At 72.3% G+C, this 20,629-nt stretch carries 21 protein-coding genes; 12 read left to right on the top strand and 9 right to left on the bottom strand.

Annotation, left to right across the window (positions count from 1 at the left end; all coding sequences use genetic code 11):
• Window positions 1–39: 39 nt before the first annotated feature.
• Both ACZ6EG_RS17970 and ACZ6EG_RS17965 read left to right on the top strand, forming a co-directional pair.
• Window positions 40–723, top strand: coding sequence for an ABC transporter ATP-binding protein (locus ACZ6EG_RS17970; protein ID WP_391969783.1), 684 nt, complete (start codon window positions 40–42; stop codon window positions 721–723).
• Between the two features lie 275 nt (window positions 724–998).
• Window positions 999–4,370: a S8 family peptidase gene (locus tag ACZ6EG_RS17965; protein ID WP_469605520.1), complete on the top strand. Its 3,372-nt coding sequence runs from the start codon at window positions 999–1,001 to the stop codon at window positions 4,368–4,370.
• Window positions 4,371–4,422: 52 nt separating this feature from the next.
• On the opposite strand, the gene ACZ6EG_RS17960 is transcribed toward ACZ6EG_RS17965, so the two are convergent.
• Window positions 4,423–5,298 (bottom strand): helix-turn-helix domain-containing protein, encoded by an 876-nt coding sequence (locus ACZ6EG_RS17960; RefSeq protein ID WP_391969781.1) that lies wholly within the window; start codon window positions 5,296–5,298, stop codon window positions 4,423–4,425.
• A gap of 183 nt (window positions 5,299–5,481) precedes the next feature.
• On the opposite strand from ACZ6EG_RS17960, the gene ACZ6EG_RS17955 reads away from it, so the two are divergent.
• The 3 genes from ACZ6EG_RS17955 to ACZ6EG_RS17945 all read left to right on the top strand — a co-directional run bounded on the left by ACZ6EG_RS17955 (window position 5,482) and on the right by ACZ6EG_RS17945 (window position 8,302).
• On the top strand, window positions 5,482–6,522 hold the full coding sequence (locus tag ACZ6EG_RS17955) for an NAD(P)-dependent alcohol dehydrogenase (protein WP_391969780.1): 1,041 nt from the start codon (window positions 5,482–5,484) through the stop codon (window positions 6,520–6,522).
• 156 nt (window positions 6,523–6,678) lie between these two features.
• Complete coding sequence (locus ACZ6EG_RS17950; RefSeq protein ID WP_469605514.1) at window positions 6,679–7,494, top strand: SDR family oxidoreductase; 816 nt, start codon at window positions 6,679–6,681, stop codon at window positions 7,492–7,494.
• A gap of 217 nt (window positions 7,495–7,711) precedes the next feature.
• Complete coding sequence (locus ACZ6EG_RS17945; RefSeq protein WP_469605572.1) at window positions 7,712–8,302, top strand: TetR/AcrR family transcriptional regulator; 591 nt, start codon at window positions 7,712–7,714, stop codon at window positions 8,300–8,302.
• Between the two features lie 117 nt (window positions 8,303–8,419).
• Here ACZ6EG_RS17945 and ACZ6EG_RS17940 read toward each other — a convergent pair whose 3' ends face one another.
• Together ACZ6EG_RS17940 and ACZ6EG_RS17935 are read right to left on the bottom strand one after the other, a co-directional pair.
• Window positions 8,420–9,424, bottom strand: coding sequence for a MerR family transcriptional regulator (locus ACZ6EG_RS17940; protein ID WP_469605512.1), 1,005 nt, complete (start codon window positions 9,422–9,424; stop codon window positions 8,420–8,422).
• A gap of 3 nt (window positions 9,425–9,427) precedes the next feature.
• Complete coding sequence (locus ACZ6EG_RS17935) at window positions 9,428–10,096, bottom strand: HEAT repeat domain-containing protein (RefSeq protein WP_469605509.1); 669 nt, start codon at window positions 10,094–10,096, stop codon at window positions 9,428–9,430.
• Window positions 10,097–10,284: 188 nt separating this feature from the next.
• Here ACZ6EG_RS17935 and msrA point away from each other — a divergent pair, with 188 nt between their 5' ends.
• On the top strand, window positions 10,285–10,797 hold the full coding sequence (msrA, locus tag ACZ6EG_RS17930; RefSeq protein WP_356604029.1) for a peptide-methionine (S)-S-oxide reductase MsrA: 513 nt from the start codon (window positions 10,285–10,287) through the stop codon (window positions 10,795–10,797).
• A 52-nt stretch (window positions 10,798–10,849) separates the two neighbouring features.
• On the opposite strand, the gene ACZ6EG_RS17925 is transcribed toward msrA, so the two are convergent.
• The gene (locus tag ACZ6EG_RS17925; RefSeq protein ID WP_356604031.1) at window positions 10,850–11,968 is read right to left on the bottom strand and encodes a hypothetical protein; all 1,119 of its coding nucleotides are present in this window, start codon (window positions 11,966–11,968) and stop codon (window positions 10,850–10,852) included.
• A 97-nt stretch (window positions 11,969–12,065) separates the two neighbouring features.
• Here ACZ6EG_RS17925 and ACZ6EG_RS17920 point away from each other — a divergent pair, with 97 nt between their 5' ends.
• Entirely contained in the window at window positions 12,066–13,220 is a 1,155-nt protein-coding gene (locus ACZ6EG_RS17920) for a cystathionine gamma-synthase (protein WP_391969769.1), read from the top strand.
• Between the two features lie 19 nt (window positions 13,221–13,239).
• Here the strand turns inward: ACZ6EG_RS17920 and ACZ6EG_RS17915 are convergent, their stop codons facing one another.
• The 3 genes from ACZ6EG_RS17915 to ACZ6EG_RS17905 all read right to left on the bottom strand — a co-directional run bounded on the left by ACZ6EG_RS17915 (window position 13,240) and on the right by ACZ6EG_RS17905 (window position 14,710).
• Entirely contained in the window at window positions 13,240–13,497 is a 258-nt protein-coding gene (locus tag ACZ6EG_RS17915; RefSeq protein WP_391969770.1) for a hypothetical protein, read from the bottom strand.
• Window positions 13,498–13,537: 40 nt separating this feature from the next.
• Window positions 13,538–14,047, bottom strand: coding sequence for a sigma factor-like helix-turn-helix DNA-binding protein (locus tag ACZ6EG_RS17910; RefSeq protein WP_391969771.1), 510 nt, complete (start codon window positions 14,045–14,047; stop codon window positions 13,538–13,540).
• 156 nt (window positions 14,048–14,203) lie between these two features.
• Window positions 14,204–14,710, bottom strand: a complete 507-nt coding sequence (locus ACZ6EG_RS17905) for a MarR family winged helix-turn-helix transcriptional regulator (RefSeq protein WP_391969803.1) — start codon at window positions 14,708–14,710, stop codon at window positions 14,204–14,206.
• Between the two features lie 162 nt (window positions 14,711–14,872).
• On the opposite strand from ACZ6EG_RS17905, the gene ilvA reads away from it, so the two are divergent.
• From ilvA to ACZ6EG_RS17890, 3 genes are all read left to right on the top strand, one after another.
• Entirely contained in the window at window positions 14,873–16,102 is a 1,230-nt protein-coding gene (ilvA, locus tag ACZ6EG_RS17900) for a threonine ammonia-lyase (protein ID WP_391969772.1), read from the top strand.
• Between the two features lie 172 nt (window positions 16,103–16,274).
• Complete coding sequence (locus ACZ6EG_RS17895; RefSeq protein ID WP_391969773.1) at window positions 16,275–17,291, top strand: ATP-binding cassette domain-containing protein; 1,017 nt, start codon at window positions 16,275–16,277, stop codon at window positions 17,289–17,291.
• On the top strand, window positions 17,288–18,148 hold the full coding sequence (locus ACZ6EG_RS17890; RefSeq protein ID WP_391969774.1) for an ABC transporter permease: 861 nt from the start codon (window positions 17,288–17,290) through the stop codon (window positions 18,146–18,148). Before ACZ6EG_RS17895 ends, ACZ6EG_RS17890 begins: the two co-directional genes overlap by 4 nt.
• Before the next feature lie 85 nt (window positions 18,149–18,233).
• Here ACZ6EG_RS17890 and greA read toward each other — a convergent pair whose 3' ends face one another.
• Both greA and ACZ6EG_RS17880 read right to left on the bottom strand, forming a co-directional pair.
• Window positions 18,234–18,731 carry a transcription elongation factor GreA gene (gene greA, locus ACZ6EG_RS17885; protein WP_356604045.1) on the bottom strand — a complete coding sequence of 166 codons (498 nt, stop codon included), beginning with the start codon at window positions 18,729–18,731 and terminating at the stop codon, window positions 18,234–18,236.
• Between the two features lie 180 nt (window positions 18,732–18,911).
• Complete coding sequence (locus ACZ6EG_RS17880) at window positions 18,912–19,310, bottom strand: DUF4307 domain-containing protein (protein WP_391969775.1); 399 nt, start codon at window positions 19,308–19,310, stop codon at window positions 18,912–18,914.
• Window positions 19,311–19,489: 179 nt separating this feature from the next.
• On the opposite strand from ACZ6EG_RS17880, the gene mca reads away from it, so the two are divergent.
• Together mca and ACZ6EG_RS17870 are read left to right on the top strand one after the other, a co-directional pair.
• Entirely contained in the window at window positions 19,490–20,371 is an 882-nt protein-coding gene (mca, locus tag ACZ6EG_RS17875; protein WP_391969776.1) for a mycothiol conjugate amidase Mca, read from the top strand.
• Window positions 20,364–20,600: a hypothetical protein gene (locus ACZ6EG_RS17870; protein ID WP_356604051.1), complete on the top strand. Its 237-nt coding sequence runs from the start codon at window positions 20,364–20,366 to the stop codon at window positions 20,598–20,600. Before mca ends, ACZ6EG_RS17870 begins: the two co-directional genes overlap by 8 nt.
• Window positions 20,601–20,629: the final 29 nt, after the last annotated feature.

Here is a 20,629-nt window from a genome sequence, read left to right as displayed (position 1 = left end):
AGCGGCGCCACCATCCCCACGTATTCCAGGAGTTGCCCCATGTACGAACTCAGCGGCGTCACCAAGCGCTACACCCGTGGCAAGGACACCGTGCACGCCCTCGACGGCGTCGACCTCACCATCGCCGACGGCGACCGGCTGGTCATCCAGGGCCCCACCGGCGGCGGCAAGTCCACGCTCCTGCAGATGCTGGGCGCGCTGGACCGGCCCAGCTCCGGCCAGGTCGTCCTCGACGGGACCGACCTGGCCAAGCTGCCCGAGGCCCGGCTGACCCGGGTGCGCAGCGAGAGCATCGGCTTCGTCTTCCAGTCCTTCAACCTCGTCCCGACCCTGACCGCACAGGAGAACGTGGAGACCGCGCTGGTCCCGCTCGGCGTGAAGGCGAGGGAACGGCGGGAGAAGGCCGCCGAGGCGCTGGAGTCCGTCGGGCTCGGTGAGCGGCTCGGCCATCTGCCCGGTGAGATGTCCGGCGGTCAGCAGCAGCGCGTCGCCATCGCCCGCGCTCTGGTCAAGCAGCCGAAGGTGCTGCTCGCCGACGAACCCACCGGGAACCTCGACGAGTCGATGCGCGACGAGATCATGGACGTCCTCGACCGCATGTGGGAGGAGCTGGGCCTCACCTTCGTCATGGTCACCCACGACTCGGCGATCGCGCGGAAGGCACCGCGCCTGGCGACGCTCCGCAAGGGGCGGATCACGGTGACGGAGAAGGCGAGGGCGTAGGGCCCGTCCGACCCTTCCCGCCTGCCTCGCGGGCGACGGAGCGAAGGGCCGGGCAGGCCCTGGTTCGCCGGCGGGCCGCGCCAACCCGTAGACCACGTAACGGACTTCGCGCGGCCCCGTTACGACGGCCCGGCGGTTTGCCCACCTTCCGCCGAACCGTTGAGCGGATGATCTCCCCTCGGCATACTCCGAGTTCCGGGGGGAGCACGCGCGTGCGAGACCGCCCCCGGCCGGGTGAACGGGGAATTCTCCCGGTACTTCCGCAAGGGGGAACGTTGCGCAGACATGTGAACAGGGCCGGCGCGGCCACCGTCGCCACGGCGGCGGCCGTCGCCCTCACGGCGGGCCTGACCAGCCCGGCCGTGGCGGCCGGGGACCGGACGCCGGCCTCCGAGGAGGGGACGCGGACCGCGTCCCCGGCGAGGACCGGTGCCGCACCGGCCGCCTCCGGCGCGGCCAGACACCGCGTCACGCTGATCACCGGCGACCGGGTCGTCGTGGACGCCAAGGGCCGCGTCGTCGGACTGGAACCGGCCGCGGGGCGGGAGCACATACCCGTCCAGGTCCGCAGGGCAGGCGGGCACACCCTCGTCGTCCCGGCCGACGCGGCCCGTCTGGTCGCCACCGGCAAGCTGGACCAGCGCCTCTTCGACGTCACCGAACTGAGCAGGGCCGCCACCCGCAAGGCGCAGCGGAACGGCCTGAAGGTCATCGTCGGCTACCGGGGCACCGCGGGGGCCACCAAGGCCGACGTCCGCGAGGCGGGCACCCTGCGCCGCACGCTGGCGTCCCTGAACGCCGACGCCGTACAGACCCCGCACGAGGACGCGCCCGAGCTGTGGGACGCGGTGACCGACGGCGAGAGGACGGCCGCCGGCATCGCGCACGTGTGGCTCGACGGCGTCCGCCGGGCCAGCCTCGACCGGTCCGTCCCGCAGATCGGCGCCCCGAAGGCGTGGGCGGCCGGCTACGACGGCAAGGGCGTGAAGATCGCCGTACTGGACACCGGCGTCGACGCCACCCACCCCGACCTGAAGAACCAGGTCGTCGCGGAGAAGAACTTCTCCGTCTCGTCCGACGCCACCGACAGGTACGGCCACGGCACCCACGTCGCCTCCATCGCGGCCGGCACCGGCGCCAAGGCGGGCGCCACGTACAAGGGCGTGGCCCCCGGCGCCCAGCTGCTCAACGGCAAGGTGCTCAGCGACGACGGCTTCGGGGACGACTCCGGCATCCTCGCCGGCATGGAGTGGGCGGCCGAGCAGGGCGCCGACATCGTCAACCTCAGCCTCGGCGGTGGCGACACCCCGGCGATCGACCCGCTGGAAGCGCAGGTCAACAAGCTCTCCGCGGAGAAGGGCATCCTCTTCGCCATCGCCGCCGGCAACGAGGGCGAGTTCGGCGACCGGACCGTCGGCTCGCCGGGCAGCGCCGCGGCGGCCCTCACCGTCGGCGCGGTCGACGACAAGGACCGGCTCGCGCCCTTCTCCAGCACCGGACCCGGCCTGGACGGCGCGGTCAAGCCCGACGTGACGGCCCCCGGCGTCGACATCACCGCCGCCTCCGCCAAGGGCAGCCTCATCGCCCGGGAGGAGGGCGAGAAGCCCGCCGGATACGTCACCATCTCCGGTACGTCGATGGCGACCCCGCACGTCGCGGGCGCCGCGGCCCTTCTGAAGCAGCAGCACCCCGACTGGACGTCCGCCGAGCTGAAGGGCGCGCTGACGGGGTCGGCGAAGGGCGGCGCGTACACGCCCTTCCAGCAGGGTTCGGGCCGCATCCAGGTCGACAAGGCGGTCAAGCAGACCGTGATCGCCGACCCGGTGTCGCTCACCTTCGGCACCCAGCAGTGGCCGCACACCGACGACAAGGCGGTCAGCAAGCAGCTGACCTACCGGAACCTCGGCACCGAGGCCGTCACGCTCAAGCTGACGTCCACCGCCACCGACCCCAAGGGCAAGGCGGCCCCCGCCGGCTTCTTCAAGCTGGGCGCCGGCTCGGTCACCGTCCCGGCGGGCGGCAAGGCCTCCGTGGCCCTCACCGCGAACACGAGGCTCGGCGGCACGGTCGACGGCGCCTACGCGGCGTACGTCACGGCGACCGGCGGCGGGCAGACCGTCCGCACCGCCGCCACGGTGGAACGCGAGGTGGAGTCGTACGACGTCACCCTGAAGGCGCTCGGCCGCGACGGCCGGCCCACCGCGCACTACGAGACCGACCTGACCGGTGTCTCGGGCCTCGCCACGGACACGTGGCTCACGCCGTACGAGGCCGACGGCACCGTCACCGTCCGGGTGCCCAAGGGCGGTTACATTCTCAACTCCTCGATCCACGTGAGCGGTGACCCGGAGGTGTGGAAGGGCGCCGACTGGATCGCCCAGCCCAAGCTGAGCGTCACGAAGAACACCACCGTCACCCTGGACGCCCGTACCGCCCGGCCCGTGGACATCACCGTCCCGGACAAGGCGGCGAAGTCCGCGTTCGTGTCGGCGGACTACACGGTCGAGGCGTCCGGCAACTCCTACAGCTACGGCTGGTGGCTGGACTCGTACAAGGGGCTGCGGACCAAGCACCTCGGGCCGCGCACCACCGACGGCTCGCTCAGCCAGCAGTGGGACGCGCACTGGACCAAGGGCGCCAAGGAGCAGTACGACACCGTCACCGGCGGCCCGGTCCAGCAGCTCGCCACCGGCTACACCCGGCACTACAAGGCCGGCGAGCTGGCCACCCTCAAGGCCGGCCTCGGCGCCTCCGCGAGCGGCAAGAAGGGCGCCGTCTCCGTGACCGGCTGGCTGCCCGGCGGCACCGGCGGCTCCTCGATCGGCATCGAGCAGGCCCTGCCCGGCACCCGCACCCTGCACCTGTCCACCGGGAACGGCGTGACCTGGGACCTCGGCTTCGAGCAGTACGGCGGCCGGGACGCCGAGGGCTTCCCGGTGCTGGAGGCGGACTACGTGTCCGACGCCCCCCAGCGCTACAAGGCGGGCAAGAGCTACTCGGCGACGTTCAACACCGCCGTGTTCGGTCCGCGCCTCACCAAGGACGCGGGCCTGTACCGGGACGGCAACTCCCTCACCGGGATGCTCCCGCTCTTCGCCGACGGCAAGGGCCACCCGGGCTCCTCGGTCTTCACGTCCGTCGCCACCACCCTCTACCGCAACGGCACCAAGGTCGGCTCCCACAAGGACCCGCTGTTCGGCGAGGCCGAGTTCAAGGTCCCGTCCGGTGACGCCGGGTACCGGCTGACGACGTCCGTCAAGCGCTCCGCCAAGGTCGCCGCGGCCTCCAGCCGCATCGACGCGAGCTGGACGTTCCGCTCCAAGAAGACGACCGCCCTCACCAAGCTGCCCGCGTCCACCGCGCGCTTCGCCGCCGTCACCGGCCTCGACAGCAAGGTCGCGGCCGGCAAGACGGTCACCGTCCCGGTCACCGTCGAGGGCGCGGCCGCCGGCCGCAACCTCAAGTCCCTGACCGTGCACGTCTCCTACGACCACGGCAAGACCTGGAAGAAGGTCACCGTGAAGAAGGGGAAGATCAGCGTCAAGAACCCGGCGAAGGGGAAGTCCCTCTCCTTCCGCGCCAAGATCATCGACAAGAATTCGAACGAGTCGCTGATCTCGATCTACGACGCGTACTACGGCAAGTAGACCGCGGCCCCACCACCAGGACCCGGCCGGAGCCCCCGCGGCTCCGGCCGGGTCACCTCGGCAGGGACGCCGCCGCGTCCGAGCCCCAGCTCGCCAGCAGGCGCAGGCCCTCCGCCGAGGGGGAGCCCGGCTCGGCGTGGTACGTCACGAACGCCTGCTCCTCGTCGTCGACCAGGCGGAACGTCTCGAACGACAGCGTCAGGTCGCCGACCAGGGGGTGGCGCATCCGCTTGACGCCGTAGGACTTCTCCTTCACGTCGTGCGTCGCCCACCGCCGCCGGAACTCCTCGCTCTTCACGGACAGCTCCCCGACCAGGGCCGACAGCCTCGGGTCGTCCGGGTGCCGGCCCGCGTCCATGCGCAGGAAGCTCACCATGTCGGACGCCTTCTGGTCCCAGTCCACGAAGAGGTCGCGGTAGTCGGCGTTGAGGAAGACCAGCCGCGCCCAGTTCCGCTCCTCGGCGGGCAGCCTGCCCCAGTCACCGAAGAGGGCCGCCGCCATCCGGTTCCAGGCGAGGATCTCCGACCGCCGGCCCGTCACGTACGCGGGCACCGTCTCGATCGACTCCAGCAGCTGGAGCAGCGCCACCCGCACCGGCTGCTGCGCCCGCGCGCCCGCCGTCCGCCTGCGCTGCTGCCTGGGCTTCGCGAGGTGCGTCAGGTGCGCCTGCTCGGCGTCCGACAGCCGCAGGGCCCGGGCGATCGCGTCGAGGACCTCCGCCGACACGTTCCGCCCGTTGCCCTGCTCCAGGCGCGTGTAGTACGCCACCGACACTCCGGCCAGCTGCGCCAGCTCCTCCCGCCGCAGGCCCGGCACCCGGCGGTGCCGCCCGAACGACGGCAGCCCCACGTCCTCCGGCTTCAGCCGGGCCCGCCGGGTGCGCAGGAACTCGCTCAGTTCGGCACGCCGGTCCAGCTGTCCATCCATGTCCTCCAGTATTGCCGCACGTATTCCCGGTCGTACGCACCTGAGCCTGTCCCCGCCAGTGGTACGCACGCCGGTCGTACGCAAAGGCGTGGCCTGGGTGAACGTCCCGATCGGAGGCACGCTGGAAGGACCACCCAGACCGCCGTCACGAGACCTCGTCTCGGGAATTCCGGAGAACCCGGCATGACCACTGTCGCCGCATACGCCGCACCCGCCGCCAAGGCTCCGCTGGAGCGGACCACCATCGAGCGGCGCGAGGTGCGCGAGCACGACGTCCTGATCGACATCAAGTTCGCCGGCATCTGTCACTCCGACATCCACCAGGTGCAGGAGGGCTGGGGCGAGGCCATCTTCCCGATGGTCCCCGGCCACGAGATCGCCGGCATCGTCTCCGAGGTCGGCCCCGGCGTCACCAAGTACGCCGTCGGCGACCGCGTCGGCGTCGGCTGCATGGTCGACTCCTGCCGCGAGTGCGACAACTGCAAGGCCGGCCACGAGCAGTACTGCACCGGCGGCAACGTGATGACCTACAACGGCGTCGGCAAGGACGGGGAGCCCACCTACGGCGGCTACTCGCAGAAGATCGTCGTCGACGAGAACTTCGTCCTCGGCATCCCCGAGGGCATCGCGCTGGACGAGGCCGCGCCCCTGCTCTGCGCCGGCGTCACCACCTACTCGCCGCTCCGGCACTGGAACGCCGGCCCCGGCAAGAAGGTCGCCGTCGTCGGCATGGGCGGCCTCGGCCACATGGCCGTCAAGCTCGCGCACGCCCTGGGCGCCGAGGTGACCGTGCTGTCGCAGTCCCTGCGCAAGAAGGACGACGGCCTGAAGCTGGGCGCCGACCACTACTACGCCACCAGCGACCCGGCCACCTTCGAGCAGCTCGAGGGCACCTTCGACCTGATCGTCTCGACCGTCTCGGCCCCGCTCGACTTCGGCGCCTACCTCGGCCTGCTGCGGACGGACGGCGCCCTGGTCAACGTCGGCGCCCCCGAGGAGCCGGTCTCCCTCAACCTGTTCACCCTGCTCGGCGGCCGCAAGACCCTCGCCGGGTCCATGATCGGCGGCATCCGGGAGACCCAGGAGATGCTGGACTTCTGCGCCGAGCACGGCATCGGCGCCGAGATCGAGCTGATCGCCGCCTCCGAGGTCAACGAGGCGTACGAGCGGGTCCAGGCGAGCGACGTGCGGTACCGGTTCGTGATCGACGCGGCGACGATCTGACCGGATCACGGGCTCGGGGGAAGACGGGAGAACTTCTTCCCCGTTCCTGTCACACGGCCGCGACGCCGCGGGTCACACCGCCGTACACACACGGCGGACGCCCGGACGGGCAGGTCACGCACCTGTCCGTCCCGGCGCCAGACCCCGGGAGCAGCCATGACGTACCCCTCGTCCACCACCACCCCCCTCCTGGTCACCGGCGGCACGGGCACCCTGGGCCGCCACGTCGTCCCGCTGCTGCGGGCGGCCGGCCACCAGGTGCGGGTCCTCAGCCGGCGCCCCCGCCCCGCCGCGGACGGTGTCGCGTACGTCACCGGAGACCTCCTCACCGGTGCGGGCGTCGACGCCGCCGTCGACGGTGTGCACACCGTCCTGCACCTGGCGGGCGGCCCCAAGGGCGACGACGAGGCGACCCGCACCCTGGTGCGGGCCGCGTCCGGCGCCGACGTGCGGCACCTCGTGTACATCTCGGTCGTGGGCGCCGACAGCGTGCCGCTGGCGTGGCTGCGCACCAAGCTGGAGTCGGAGCGGGCGATTGCGGACTCCGGCATCCCGTGGACGGTGCTGCGGGCGGCCCAGTTCCACGAGCTGACCCTCACGATGATCGAGAAGACGGCGAAGCTGCCGGTCCTCCCCGTCCCGGGCGGGCTGCGCCTCCAGCCGGTCGACTCGCGCGAGGTGGCGGCCCGCCTCGCCGAACTGACCCTCGCCGCCCCGTCCGGCCGGGTCCCGGACATGACCGGCCCCGAGGTACTGGACCTGGCCGACCTGACCCGTTCGTACCGTGCCGTCCACGGCGGGCGCCGGCGCCCGCACCTGCCGGTCCGCATCCCGGGCAAGGCGGGCCGCGCCTACCGGGCGGGGGCCAACCTCACCCTGGAGGGGGCCCTGACGGGCCGGCTGACGTGGGAGGAGTTCCTGACGGAGCGGGCGGGACGCGGGACGCGGTCGACCGCCGCGCGCCCCTCCTGAACCGGGTCCCGGCGGCACCGCGGGGGTGGACCGGGCGGCGCGGGCCGGCCCTCCGCGGCAGGCGCGCACCGTCGCGGCACCCCGATGGTGACGGCCGCCGTGCTCTGACATCATGCTCTGGCATCATGGCCAAGTGGAACCCTGTCCCGCTTGATGGTGCGGAACAGTGCCCCGTTCCGTCCCGTCCGGCGGGTCCGGGAGCGGAGGGAACGACGTGGTGAAGGACGGCGACGGGGCCGCGGAGCACGCGGCCCGGCCCAAGCGGGCGGACGCCCGGCGCAACCAGGAGACCCTGCTCGACGCGGCCGCCGCGGTCTTCGTCGAGTCGGGTGTCGAGGCGCCGGTGCGCGACATCGCGGCCCGGGCCGGTGTGGGCACGGCCACGATCTACCGGCACTTCCCGACCCGGGCCGACCTCATCATCGGCGTCTACCGGCACCAGGTGGAGGCCTGCGCCGAGGCGGGGCCGGCCCTGCTGGCGAGCAGCCCGACCCCGTATGCAGCGCTGGCGCGGTGGATCGACCTCTTCGTGGACTTCCTCGTCACCAAGCACGGCCTCGCCGCCGTGCTGCAGTCCGACAACGCCGGCTTCGAGGCGCTGCACGCCTACTTCCTCGACCGGCTCGTGCCCGTGTGCACCCGGCTCCTCGACGCCGCGACCGCCTCCGGCGAGATCCGCACCGACCTGGAGGCCATCGCCTTCATGCGCGGCGTCGGCAACCTCTGCATCGGCGCGGAGAACGACCCCCGGTACGACGCCCGGAGGCTGGTCGCACTCCTGGTCGCGGGGCTGCGCCGAGCGGGCTGAGCGCGGGGTGCGCGTCGGCGGCGGCCCGGCTCCTCGCCCGGTCTCCGCGTGCCGTGCAGCCGTACGGGATGCGAGGCGGTCTCCGTGTGCCGTGCAGCCGGACGGGGTTCGTGGCGGTCACCGCCCCTCGCGCAGCCGGACGAGGTACGTCGCGGTCACCGCTACGGCACGGTCGTCGTCGTGGACGAGTTCCGCGAGGGCGCGTGAGGCCGTCGGTCCCGGGATGTCCGCCAGTGCCTGGGTCACCCGTACGCGGCCGGGCGCCTCGGTGGCGTCGTCGGCGAGGCGCTCGACGAGTCCGCCCGCGATCCGCTCCGCCGTCGCGTCGTCGCCGGCCAGCATGCTCAGCGCGTCGGCCGCGTCGGTGTCGTTCGGCCCCTCCACGACCATGTCGGTGAGCGTCGGCACGGCATCGGCCACTCCCCGCGTCCCGAGCGCCAGAGCCGCGTGGCCGCGGACCACCACGTCCGGGTGCGCCAGGGCCTCCCGCAACCGGGCGGTGGCCCCCTCACCGGGCAGCTCGGCGAGGCACTGGACGGCGCGTGCCCGCACCGCGGCCACCGGGGACGCGAGGCCCTCCGCCAGCGGCGCCGTGCCGGCGCCGCCCGACCGGGCCAGCGCCCACCGCAGGGCGCCGGCGACATTCGTGTCCGTCTCGCTCAGCACCGCCTCGACCAGGGCCTCCACCGGCACGGGCACCTCGTCGACCGAGGAGAGGGCCGCACGCTGGCGCGCGGCGGCGCTCTTCGACCCCAGGGCCTGGAGGACCGAGACGGCCTGGAGGACGTCCTCCCAGTCGGCGGGCCCCACGGCTCCGATCCGGCTGAGCCGCGTCAGCAGCTCGGTCTCGGCCGCGATGCGTTCACGGGTCTGGCGGATGAGGTCGTCGACGAGCGCCGAGGGCGCGAAACCCGGATCGTCGAGCGCTCGCCCGATCTCCCGCAGCGACAGCCCCAGCGACCGCAGGCTCTCGATGTGGAAGATCCGCCGGATGTCCTCGGCGGCGTACTCCCGGTAGCCGGAGCCGGTACGGCCCGAGGGCCGTATCAGGCCCAGCGACTCGTAGTGCCTGAGCATGCGGGCACTGACCCCGGACCGCCGCGCCACCTCACCGATCAACACCTCCTATCGTCCCTCCTGGCCGGAGCCGCCGAGAGCCACCAGGCGCTTCGCCTCCTCGATCGCCGCCTCGAAGGCGGTGTCCGGGTCGCGCAGCAGCCGCTCCGTGGCGAGCGCGTGCGCGCGGACGCCTTCGTCCGGGGCCGCCGCCGCGGCCCGCAGCGCCGGCGGCACGACGTCGCCCAGCGCGACCAGCGCCCGGCTGAGACTCCGCTGCGTGTCCCGCTCGCCGCGCCCGAGCTGCGTCGCCAGCGCCGAGGCCAGGGCGGCCTCCTCGCCCGCCGGGACGAGCACGACGGCCGCCCGCCAGGCGCTCCGGGCCACTTCGTCGTCGGCGTCGGACAGGAGGGCGCCGGTGATCGCCGGCCACGCCCGCCGGTCCCCGATCTTGGACAGGGTGTGCAGCGCCTGGCTCCGTGCCTGCGCCCGCTCGGACCCGACCTCCCGGAGCAGCAAGGGAAGCGTCGAGGACACCGGGTGACGGGTGAGCGCCCAGGTCAGCATGTCGCGGACGAAGAACTCGGGCTCGACGGCGCAGCGCTCGACCAGTGTGCCGACGAAACGCGGGTCCGGGGTCGTGCCGACGGCCAGCGCCGCCCGCAGCCGTACGGACGGACTGTCGTCCTCCAGGGCCCGCAGCGCGCGCGGCGCGTCCGGGGCCGGTGTCGTGGTCATGGGGAGAACCACCTCCTGGCGGACAGTGAAGGCCTTGTCACCGTGTCAAGGTCAACCCCGCCGCGCGCCCCACCGGCGGACGGGTGCGGAATCACGCGGAGCCTTCCCGTGTTGACACAGGTCGGACGGGATGCGGGCGTGTGCTGAGCAACCCGAGTGACCCGGCTGACAGGAATGGGAGGGCCGCAATGGCTGCGCAGACACAGAGGGCCGTACTCGCGGGCGGATGCTTCTGGGGCATGGAAGAGCTGATCCGCCGGCTTCCGGGCGTGACCGCGACCCGGGTCGGTTACACCGGCGGCGACGTGCCGAACGCGACGTACCGCGACCACGGCACGCACGCGGAGGCCATCGAGATCCTCTACGACCCCGAGCGCACCGACTACCGCGCGCTCCTGGAGTTCTTCTTCCAGATCCACGACCCGAGCACGAAGAACCGCCAGGGCAACGACATCGGCCTCAGCTACCGCTCGGCGATCTACTACGTGGACGACGAGCAGAAGCGGATCGCCGAGGACACGATCGCGGACGTGGACGCCTCCGGCCTGTGGCCCGGCAAGGTCGTCACCGAGGTGGAGCCGGTCGGCCCCTTCTGGGAGGCCGAGCCCGAGCACCAGGACTACCTCCAGCGTTACCCCGAGGGGTACACCTGCCACTTCCCGCGCCCGGGATGGCGGCTGCCCGCCCGCGCCGAGGGCTGACCGCGGGACGGCCCGGCGGGCGCTCCTCCGGGGGCCGCCCGTCGGCGCGCCCTCAGTGGGGGAGCGTCGCCGGGCTGCCGCCGTTCGCCTCGTAGCCCGCCACCGCCATCGCGCGGTAGACCGCGAACTCCCCGGCCGGATCGGGCGACAGGGTCCAGGGGAGGGCGCCGACGTGGCCGTCGATGACGACTATCTGGTTCATGGCCTCGGCCCAGCGCTCGCCGCGGACCAGGAAGAACACCAGCAGATGGCGGACGTGCGCCTGCATCGGGTCGTCGGGGCGGGCCGAGTGCACCGCGTGCAGGGCGCCATGGACCGCCTTGGTGACGACCTCGCTCTGGTAGAAGCCGCTGACCAGATTGACCTCGGGCAGGTGCTCGAAGACCGCGAACAGGGGCATCGCCGCGAGGAGTGAGCCCTGCGGCGCGCGGGCCGCGGCGGCCTCCGCGAAGGAGTACGCCAGCTCCCGGGAGCCGTGCCACTTCTCGCACCAGTAGTGCAGGGCGGCCAGGTGCGCCCCCATGTGGTTCGGAGCGCGGTCGAGGATCTTCAGCCACAGCTGCTCGAACTCCTCGCGCGGATAGCCGAGGCCGCGGGCCACCGACAGCTCCACGATGTACGGGATCGGGTCGCCGGGAGCGAGCAGCGCCGCCTCCGAGCAGGCCGCCCTGGCCTCCTCCATGATGATCCGGAAGTCGTCCGTACCGGGCGTCGCCGTCCGCCACGCCTGCTGCACCAGGAACTCCGCGTGCACGGCCGCGCCGCCCGCGTCCTTCGGGACCTCCGCGCGCCACACCCGCAGCCACTGGCCGCCCGGTGCCTCGCCGACACCGCCCGGCCGCCGCGACAGCTCCAGGGACGCGGCACCCGCGAAGGCCTGCACCCGCTGCCAGCGCCGCTCGCCCTCGGCCTCCGTACCGGCAAGGAGCTGCTGCGCCCCCCGGTAGTCCTGCGTGCGCTGCACCAGGTCCAGGACGTCCAGCAGGTCGTGGTCGGGGCCGGGCATGCGGATGTCCAGCTCCTCCTCGCGCGCGAAGCCGTAGTTCGCGGGGTCCGCCGCGTCCGGGTGGCCGGGGGGCACCAGGCCGACCGCGCTCCGCCGGCGCCGCGAGATTTGGAGCAGCACGAAGCCCAGCATGACCAGCGCTATCAGCACCCAGAGAATCTCCATGTCTCAAGCGAACCAGACGGCGCCGACAATTGGCCAACCTGCGCCCCGACCCTGTGGAAAACGCGCGGAGGCGTCCGCGCCGCTACCCTCGGTGCCCATGAGCGACAGGCACATCAGTCAGCACTTCGAGACGCTCGCGATCCACGCGGGCAACACCGCCGATCCGCAGACCGGCGCGGTCGTCCCGCCGATCTACCAGGTGTCGACGTACAAGCAGGACGGCGTCGGCGGGCTGCGCGGCGGTTACGAGTACAGCCGCAGCGCCAACCCGACCCGCACGGCCCTGGAGGAGAACCTCGCCGCCCTGGAGGGCGGCCGTCGCGGCCTCGCCTTCGCGTCCGGACTGGCGGCCGAGGACTGCCTGTTGCGTACGCTGCTGCGTCCCGGCGACCACGTGGTCATCCCGGACGACGCCTACGGCGGCACGTTCCGGCTCTTCGCCAAGGTCGCCACCCGGTGGGGCGTGGAATGGTCGGTGGCCGACACGAGCGACCCCGCCGCCGTGCGGGCCGCCCTCACCCCGAAGACCAGGGCCGTGTGGGTGGAGACGCCCTCCAACCCGCTGCTCGGCATCACCGACATCGCCGCCGTCGCCCAGGTCGCCCGCGACGCCGGCGCCCGGCTGGTCGTCGACAACACCTTCGCCACGCCGTACCTCCAGCAGCCGCTGGCGCTCGGCGCGGACGTCGTCGTGCACTCCCTGACCAAGTACATGGGCGGCCACTCCGACGTCGTCGGCGGTGCGCTGATCGTGGGCGACCAGGAGCTGGGGGAGGAGCTGGCGTTCCACCAGAACGCGATGGGCGCGGTCGCCGGGCCCTTCGACTCCTGGCTGGTCCTGCGCGGCACCAAGACGCTCGCGGTCCGCATGGACCGGCACAGCGAGAACGCCGGCAAGGTCGCCGACATGCTCAGCCGGCACGCGCGTGTGTCGAGCGTGCTGTACCCGGGACTGCCGGAGCACCCGGGCCACGAGGTCGCCGCCAAGCAGATGAAGGCCTTCGGCGGCATGGTGTCCTTCCGCGTCGAGGGTGGCGAGGAGGCGGCCGTCGAGGTGTGCAACCGCGCGCAGGTGTTCACGCTGGGCGAGTCCCTGGGCGGTGTCGAGTCGCTGATCGAGCACCCGGGCCGGATGACGCACGCCTCCGCGGCCGGCTCGGCCCTGGAGGTCCCCGGCGACCTGGTGCGCCTGTCCGTCGGCATCGAGAACGTCGACGACCTGCTCGCCGACCTCCAGCAGGCGCTCGGCTAGGCCGTCGCCCCCAGCGGGCTCACCAGCCCTCCCAGCCCGTCACGGGTGGGGTCGTCTCCGACGGCGGCTCCACCCAGGGCCGGACGGTCAGCGCCCACACCGCGAACGCCACGGCGGCCGCGCACAGCACCAGCCACAGCAGACGACGGGCGACGGTCCTGCGCCGCAGCATCCGCCCGCCCCGGCGCACGGCGTCCGCGTGCAGTCCCGGCGGCACCCGCGGGGGCGACTGCTCCATGATCCGCCGCGCCGCGGCCTCACGCTGCGGGCGGTTCACGGGCGCCTCCCGATGTTCCTCCGACGCGCGCGCGTGCCCGTCACGGCGTCGCCGCCTTCGCTTCCGCCGGCACCGGGCGGGCCGGTGCGGCGGGCGGGTGCAGCAGCGTGGCCGTCGCGCGGTCGCAGAGGGTCCGGACACGTTCCACCGGCAGGCCCAGCAGGGCGGCCGCCTGTTCCTCGGCGACGCCCTCGTAGAGCCTGAGCACCAGGATCAGGCGCTCCTGTGGGGCGAGGCCGCTCAGCGGGCCGGCGGGCGGCCTGCGCGTCCGGCCGAGGCCGCCGCCGTACCGGTGCCGGAGTTCGTGGGCGAAGCGGCCGGCCAGGTACTGGCGGGCCCGGTCGTAGGGGTCCTCGCCGCGCAGCCGGTCCCAGTACGCGTACGTGTGCGCGAGGGAGAGCGCCAGCAGGCGCCGCGCGCGCGGGTTGTCGGCCGGCGGCTCGGCCGTGAGCAGGGTGGCGGCGTGCAGCAGCCGTCCCGCCGCGCCCGCGACGAACGCCTCGAACTCCCGGGCCCGGCGGGCACCCTGCGAGGCCTGCCGTTCTCGCACCGCGCCTCCCGCCCGGGGGCGGCTCCGCGTCCCGTACGACGACCCCTGGGTCTCATATCAGGCCAGGGGCGGCACGCCGGTCAAGAGTCCGGTACGAACGGTCCGGGAAAGGCGGTGCGGACCGGCGGAAGCGGGTGAGGGCCGGTGGACGGCGGCTCAGGAGGCCGTCGGCGCCTCCTGGCCCGACGCGCCCGTCGGGGCCATACGGGCGGACAGGGCGCCGTTGAAGCGCGTCAGGAGCGTGCAGAACGCCTCGCGCTCCTCGGGAGCCCAGTCGTGGGTCAGTTCGGCCATGAGCAGGCGCCGGGAGGACCGGACCTCTTCCAGCCGCGACTCACCGCGCGGGGAGAGCTGGAGCACCACCGCGCGCCCGTCCTCGGGGTGCGAGGTCCGCTTGACGAGTCCGGTGTCGACGAGCGGGGCCACCTGCCGGGTGACCGTCGAGGAGTCGATCCCCATGCTCGCGGCGAGCGCCTTGACGCCCATCGGGCCCTCTTTGTCGAGGCGGTTGAGCAGCAGGTAGGCGGCGCGGTCCATGGAGTTGCGCACCTGGCCGACCCCGCCGAGCCGGGTCTGTTCGGCACGACGGGCGAAGAGCGCCACCTCGTGCTGGAGCGTCTCGAGAAGACCGGTGTCACCGGCGGTCGTCATGTCCATCGACATTTCAGGTGTTGTGGGCATGGCCGGGGGCTCACTTCGTGGAGGGCTGCTAATTGGGGGACAGGGTACGCGGCCGGGCGGCGAGGCGTACCGGCGCTGGGCAAAGCGGGTCTCGGAGGTTGGTCACAACGGTCTCCGGCGCCCGTGGACTGCGATGCTGGAGGCATGAGCTACAGCACGGCCGCCCTCGTCGGACCCGTCACCCTCGACGACGTGCGCGGGGCACAGAAAATGCTCTCGGGCGTGGCGCGGGTGACGGCGATGGAGGGCAGCAGGCACCTGTCCCAGCTGGTCGGCGCGCCCGTCCACCTCAAGTGCGAGAACCTCCAGCGGACGGGCTCCTTCAAACTGCGCGGCGCCTACGTCAGGATCGCCGGGCTGCTGCCCGAGCAGCGGGCCGCCGGAGTGGTCGCGGCGAGCGCGGGGAACCACGCCCAGGGCGTGGCCCTTGCCTCCTCGCTGCTCGGAGTGCGTGCCACGGTGTTCATGCCGAAGGGCGCCCCGCTGCCGAAGATCAGCGCGACCCGGGAGTACGGCGCCGAGGTGCGGCTGCACGGCCAGGTCGTCGACGAGACGCTGGCCGCCGCGCAGGAGTACGCGGAGCGCACCGGCGCGGTGTTCATCCACCCCTTCGACCATCCGGACGTCATCGCGGGCCAGGGCACCGTCGGGCTGGAGGTGCTGGAGCAGTGCCCCGAGGTGCGGACGGTCGTGGTCGGCATCGGCGGGGGAGGTCTGGCGGCCGGGATCGCGGTCGCGGTGAAGGCGCTGCGGCCGGACGTGCGGATCGTGGGCGTGCAGGCCGAGGGGGCGGCGGCGTACCCGCCGTCCCTGGCGGCCGGGCGGCCGGTGGCCGTCGAGCATCCGGCGACGATGGCCGACGGCATCAAGGTGGGGCGGCCCGGCGACGTGCCGTTCCGGATCGTCGGCGACCTGGTGGACGAGGTCCGTACGGTCTCCGAGGACGAGCTGTCCACCGCTCTGCTGCTCTGCCTGGAGCGGGCCAAACTGGTCGTGGAGCCGGCCGGGGCGAGTCCGGTGGCGGCCCTGCTCAGCGCCCCGGACACCTTCGAGGGGCCCGTGGTGGCGGTGCTGTCCGGGGGGAACGTGGACCCGGTGCTGATGCAGGGCGTGCTGCGGCACGGCATGGCGGCCCAGGGCCGCTACCTGGCGGTCCGGCTGCGCCTGACGGACCGGCCGGGGGCGCTCGCCACGCTTCTCGGGGTGCTGTCCGTGGTCGACGCCAACGTCCTCGACGTGAGTCACGTGCGGACCGATCCGCGGCTCGGGCTCACGGAGGCCGAGGTCGAGCTGCATCTGGAGACCAAGGGCCCGGAGCACTGCGCCGAGGTCGGCCGGGCGCTGCACGAGTCGGGCTACCCCGTCATCGGCTGACGCCCCCCGGCGACCGCCCTCGACCCGGCGTTCACTCGTTCGAGGCAGTTCGTCCCCAAGCCTGGTCGGACGCGATACATCGCGTTATGGTGTGTCGTAATTCGCTCGCTGAGCGCGTCGAACCGTACAAACCTAGGCTTTGCGAAGAATCCCCGACGACGTGGAGACTCATATGCCAGGCGCCATCTACGCCGAAGGCCTGGTGAAGACCTTCGGTGACGTAAGGGCTCTGGACGGCGTCGACCTGGACGTCCCCGAGGGGACGGTCCTCGGTCTGCTCGGACCGAACGGCGCGGGCAAGACCACCGCCGTGCGCTGCCTGACCACCCTGCTCCGCCCCGACAGCGGCAAGGCGGTCGTCGCGGGCATCGACGTGCTCAGGCACCCCAACGAGGTGCGGCGCTCGATCGGCCTCTCCGGCCAGTTCGCCGCGGTCGACGAGTACCTGACCGGCCGGGAGAACCTGCAGATGGTCGGCCAGCTCTACCAGATGCGCGCCAAGGCCGCGAAGGTCCGGGCCCGCGAGCTGCTCGACCAGTTCCACCTCACGGACGCGGCCGACCGCCCCACGAAGACCTACTCGGGAGGCATGCGCCGCCGGCTCGACCTCGCGGCGGCCCTGGTCGTCTCCCCACCCGTCATGTTCATGGACGAACCGACGACCGGCCTCGACCCGCGCAACCGGCAGGAGCTGTGGGAGGTCATCAAGCAGCTCGTCTCCGGCGGGACCACCCTGCTGCTGACCACGCAGTACCTGGAGGAGGCCGACCACCTCGCGCACGACATCGCGGTCGTCGACCACGGCCGCGTCATCGCCCGCGGCACCTCCGACCAGCTCAAGGCCCGGACCGGCGGCGAGCGCGTCGAGGTCGTGGTCCACGAGCGGGGACACATCTCGACGGCGGCCGAGGTGCTCGCCGGCTTCGGCAAGGGCCCCACCACCGTCGAGGACCACACCCGCAAACTCACCGTCCCCGTCACCGGCGGCGCCAAGCTGCTCGCCGAGGTCATCCGCGAACTCGACGTCCGCGGCATCGAGATCGACGACATCGGCCTGCGCCGCCCCACCCTCGACGACGTCTTCCTCTCCCTCACCGGCCACGTGGCCGAGACCGAGACCGCCGGGGACGGCGACCAGGACCCGGCGTCCGGCGCCGGCCACGCGGACCGGAAGGAGACCGTCCAGTGAGTACCGCCACCACCGACACCGAGCAGGTCGCGGCGACCACCCACCCGATCGGCCAGTCCGTCCGGGACTCCCTGGTCATCGCCCGCCGCAACCTGATCCGGATGACCAGGATCCCCGAGATGGTCCTGTTCGGGGTCGTCCAGCCGGTGATGTTCGTGGTCCTGTTCACGTACGTCTTCGGCGGTTCGATGCGCATCGGGAACACCACCGACCCGGACGTCTACAAGGACTTCCTGATGGCGGGCATCTTCGCGCAGACCGTCACCTTCGCCACCGCGGGATCCGCGGCCGGTATCGCCGACGACATGCAGAAGGGGCTCGTCGACCGCTTCCGCTCCCTGCCCATGGCCCGCGGCGCGGTGCTGACCGGCCGCACCGTCGCCGACCTCGTGCAGACCGCCATCACCCTGCTCGTGCTGGCGATCGTCGCGCTGATCGTCGGCTGGCGCACCGGCTCCGCCGAGCCGACCACCGCGGTACGGATCCTCGCCGGCTTCGCCCTGCTGCTCCTCCTGGGCTACGCCTTCACCTGGATCGGAGCGCTCATCGGCCTGTCCGTGCGCACCCCGGAGGCGGCGACCTCCGGAGGGATCATCTGGCTGTTCCCGGTGACGTTCGTCTCGAACGCCTTCGTGGACTCCAGCCAGATGACCCCCTGGCTCCGGCACATCGCCGAGTGGAACCCCTTCAGCGCCACGGTGCAGGCCTGCCGGGAACTGTTCGGCAACCCGGGTGTCGTGCAGTCCGACGCCTGGCCCATGCAGCATCCCGTCTGGGCCTCGGTGATCTGGTCCGTCCTGATCGTCGTGGTCTTCCGGACGCTGGCGGTGCGCAAGTACCGGTCGGCCTCCGCGTGACGAAGCCTGCATGACGAAGCCCCCGGCGTCATCGGACGCCGGGGGCCGTCGCGGACGGGCCGGGGACACCGGCCGGGCCGCCGGGTCAGCCGTTGTAGGGCTCGGCCTTGAGGATCTTCACGGAGGCCGGCTTGCCGTTGGGCAGCTCGTACTGCGCGTCATCGCCGACCTTGTGGCCGATGACGCCCGAGCCCAGCGGGGACTGCGGCGAGTAGGTCTCGATGTCCGAGCTCGCGTACTCGCGCGAGGCGAGCAGGAAGGTCAGCGTGTCGTCCTCGTCACCGTCGAAGGCGATCGTGACGACCATGCCGGGGGCCACCGAGCCGTTCGCGGCCGGGGCCTCGCCCACCTTGGCGCTCTCCAGCAGCTGGGTCAGCTGGCGCACACGGAGCTCCTGCTTGCCCTGCTCCTCCTTCGCCGCGTGGTACCCGCCGTTCTCGCGCAGGTCCCCCTCCTCACGCGCGGCGGCGATCTTGGCAGAGATCTCGGTGCGCGCGGGACCAGTAAGGTATTCAAGCTCCTCCTTGAGCTTGTTGTACGCCTCCTGGGTCAGCCAGGTGACGTTCTCGCTGGTCTGGGTCACGGGTGCTCCTCGTTGGTACAGGGAATACAAATCAACGCCCTACCCAGAAGGATGTTCCTTCACGGAAGGGCGAAACCACGAGCCTAACAATTCAGTGGCCAAAGGGGGAGGACATAAGCCACCAGATTCCCGTCATCGCAGGTCAGTGGCGGTGGATTCGTGCGGGCGGGCCTCGCGGAGTCAGTCCGCGTGGCAGCCGAGCAGCTCGGCGGACGTGCCCGCGGCCTTCGTCCGCAGCGTGACGACCCGGTCGATGCGCGTGTCGTCCCCGTCGAAGCGGAAGTCGGCCCGGCCCACCTCGTCGCCGTCCTCCGCCTGGGAGCGGACGGTGCAGTAGCCGGTCGCCCCGGCGTCCTTGCGGACCTCCAGGTGCACCTGCACCGAGTCCTCCGCGAGCTCGAAACCGATCAGCTCACCGCTGATCTTGTTCTGGCCGACGTAGTGGTAACCGAACCAGCCGATCACCGCGAGCAGGACGGCGCCGAGCACGGCGCCGACGATCTTGAGGGTGCGGTCGGCCCGTTCGTCCGAGGAGCGGCCGTAGCGGCTCTCGGGCGTGCGTGTGCTCGCCGTGCTCATGATCGTCCTCTCGGCGGGAGCCGGACCTGCCGGGCTCCGGAATTATTCCGCCCCCGATTCGGTCACTATAGAAGCCGCCCGCCCGCCCCCGACCGCCGCCCCTCGACGACGCCCCCGCGGGGCGGCACCCATTGGATTGCGCCGACCTACACGGGCGCCGACCGACCGAGGAATGAGTCTTGACTGACCAGCTGCGATTGATGGCCGTCCACGCCCACCCCGACGACGAGTCGAGCAAGGGCGCGGCCACCATGGCGAAGTACGTGTCCGAGGGGGTGGACGTGCTGGTGGTGACCTGCACGGGCGGGGAGCGCGGCTCCATCCTCAACCCCAAGCTCCAGGGGGACGCCTACATCGAGGAGCACATCCACGAGGTGCGCAAGAAGGAGATGGACGAGGCCCGGGAGATCCTGGGCGTCAAGCAGGAGTGGCTCGGCTTCGTCGACTCCGGACTGCCCGAGGGCGACCCGCTGCCGCCCCTGCCGGAGGGCTGCTTCGCCCTGGAGGACGTCGACAAGGCGGCCGGGGAACTGGTGCGCAAGATCCGCTCCTTCCGCCCCCAGGTGATCACCACCTACGACGAGAACGGCGGCTACCCGCACCCCGACCACATCATGACCCACAAGATCACGATGGTGGCCTTCGAGGGCGCGGCGGACACCGCGAAGTACCCGGAGGCGGAGTACGGACCGGCGTACCAGCCGGTGAAGGTGTACTACAACCAGGGCTTCAACCGCCCCCGCACCGAGGCGCTGCACAACGCGCTGCTGGAGCGCGGCCTGGAGTCCCCCTACGAGGACTGGCTCAAGCGCTGGTCGGAGTTCGAGCGCAAGGAGCGCACGCTCACCACGCACGTGCCGTGCGCCGACTTCTTCGAGATCCGGGACAAGGCGCTGATCGCGCACGCCACGCAGATCGACCCCGACGGGGGCTGGTTCCGGGTGCCGATGGAGATCCAGAAGGAGGTCTGGCCCACCGAGGAGTACGAGCTCGCCAAGTCCCTCGTGGACACTTCCCTCCCCGAGGACGACCTCTTCGCGGGCGTCCGGGACAATGCCTGACATGAGTGCAAGCGCAAGCCTGGCAATGACGCACCTCGTCACCCTCGCCGAACTCGACGAGGACAAGGTCACCCCCGGCGTCCTCGGCTTCATCGTCTTCGCGGTGATGGCCCTGGCGGTGTGGGGCCTGATGCGGTCCATGAGCCGCCACATGGGCAAGGTGGACTTCAAGGAGGCACCGGACCCGGAGGCGGAGGCCTCCGGCCGGGCGGAGCCGCAGAAGGGCTGACGCGGCCGGGGTGCCTGACGCGGGCGGGG

The organism is Streptomyces sp. NPDC041968 (genome assembly GCF_055589025.1).
The sequence above is the reverse complement of the archived record's forward strand: the minus strand, read 5'-3'. Positions and strand labels throughout refer to the sequence as shown.

Bases quoted from the DNA above. Each gene is read 5' to 3' on its own strand.
- ACZ6EG_RS17870 (WP_356604051.1), top strand. From the start codon at position 20,364: ATGCCTGACATGAGTGCAAGCGCAAGCCTGGCAATGACGCACCTCGTC.
- msrA (WP_356604029.1), top strand. From the start codon at position 10,285: ATGGCTGCGCAGACACAGAGGGCCGTACTCGCGGGCGGATGCTTCTGG.
- ACZ6EG_RS17920 (WP_391969769.1), top strand. From the start codon at position 12,066: ATGAGCGACAGGCACATCAGTCAGCACTTCGAGACGCTCGCGATCCAC.
- ACZ6EG_RS17970 (WP_391969783.1), top strand. From the start codon at position 40: ATGTACGAACTCAGCGGCGTCACCAAGCGCTACACCCGTGGCAAGGAC.
- ACZ6EG_RS17905 (WP_391969803.1), bottom strand. From the start codon at position 14,710: ATGTCGATGGACATGACGACCGCCGGTGACACCGGTCTTCTCGAGACG.
- ACZ6EG_RS17960 (WP_391969781.1), bottom strand. From the start codon at position 5,298: ATGGATGGACAGCTGGACCGGCGTGCCGAACTGAGCGAGTTCCTGCGC.
- ACZ6EG_RS17895 (WP_391969773.1), top strand. From the start codon at position 16,275: ATGCCAGGCGCCATCTACGCCGAAGGCCTGGTGAAGACCTTCGGTGAC.
- ilvA (WP_391969772.1), top strand. From the start codon at position 14,873: ATGAGCTACAGCACGGCCGCCCTCGTCGGACCCGTCACCCTCGACGAC.
- ACZ6EG_RS17955 (WP_391969780.1), top strand. From the start codon at position 5,482: ATGACCACTGTCGCCGCATACGCCGCACCCGCCGCCAAGGCTCCGCTG.
- ACZ6EG_RS17925 (WP_356604031.1), bottom strand. From the start codon at position 11,968: ATGGAGATTCTCTGGGTGCTGATAGCGCTGGTCATGCTGGGCTTCGTG.
- ACZ6EG_RS17880 (WP_391969775.1), bottom strand. From the start codon at position 19,310: ATGAGCACGGCGAGCACACGCACGCCCGAGAGCCGCTACGGCCGCTCC.
- ACZ6EG_RS17935 (WP_469605509.1), bottom strand. From the start codon at position 10,096: ATGACCACGACACCGGCCCCGGACGCGCCGCGCGCGCTGCGGGCCCTG.
- ACZ6EG_RS17950 (WP_469605514.1), top strand. From the start codon at position 6,679: ATGACGTACCCCTCGTCCACCACCACCCCCCTCCTGGTCACCGGCGGC.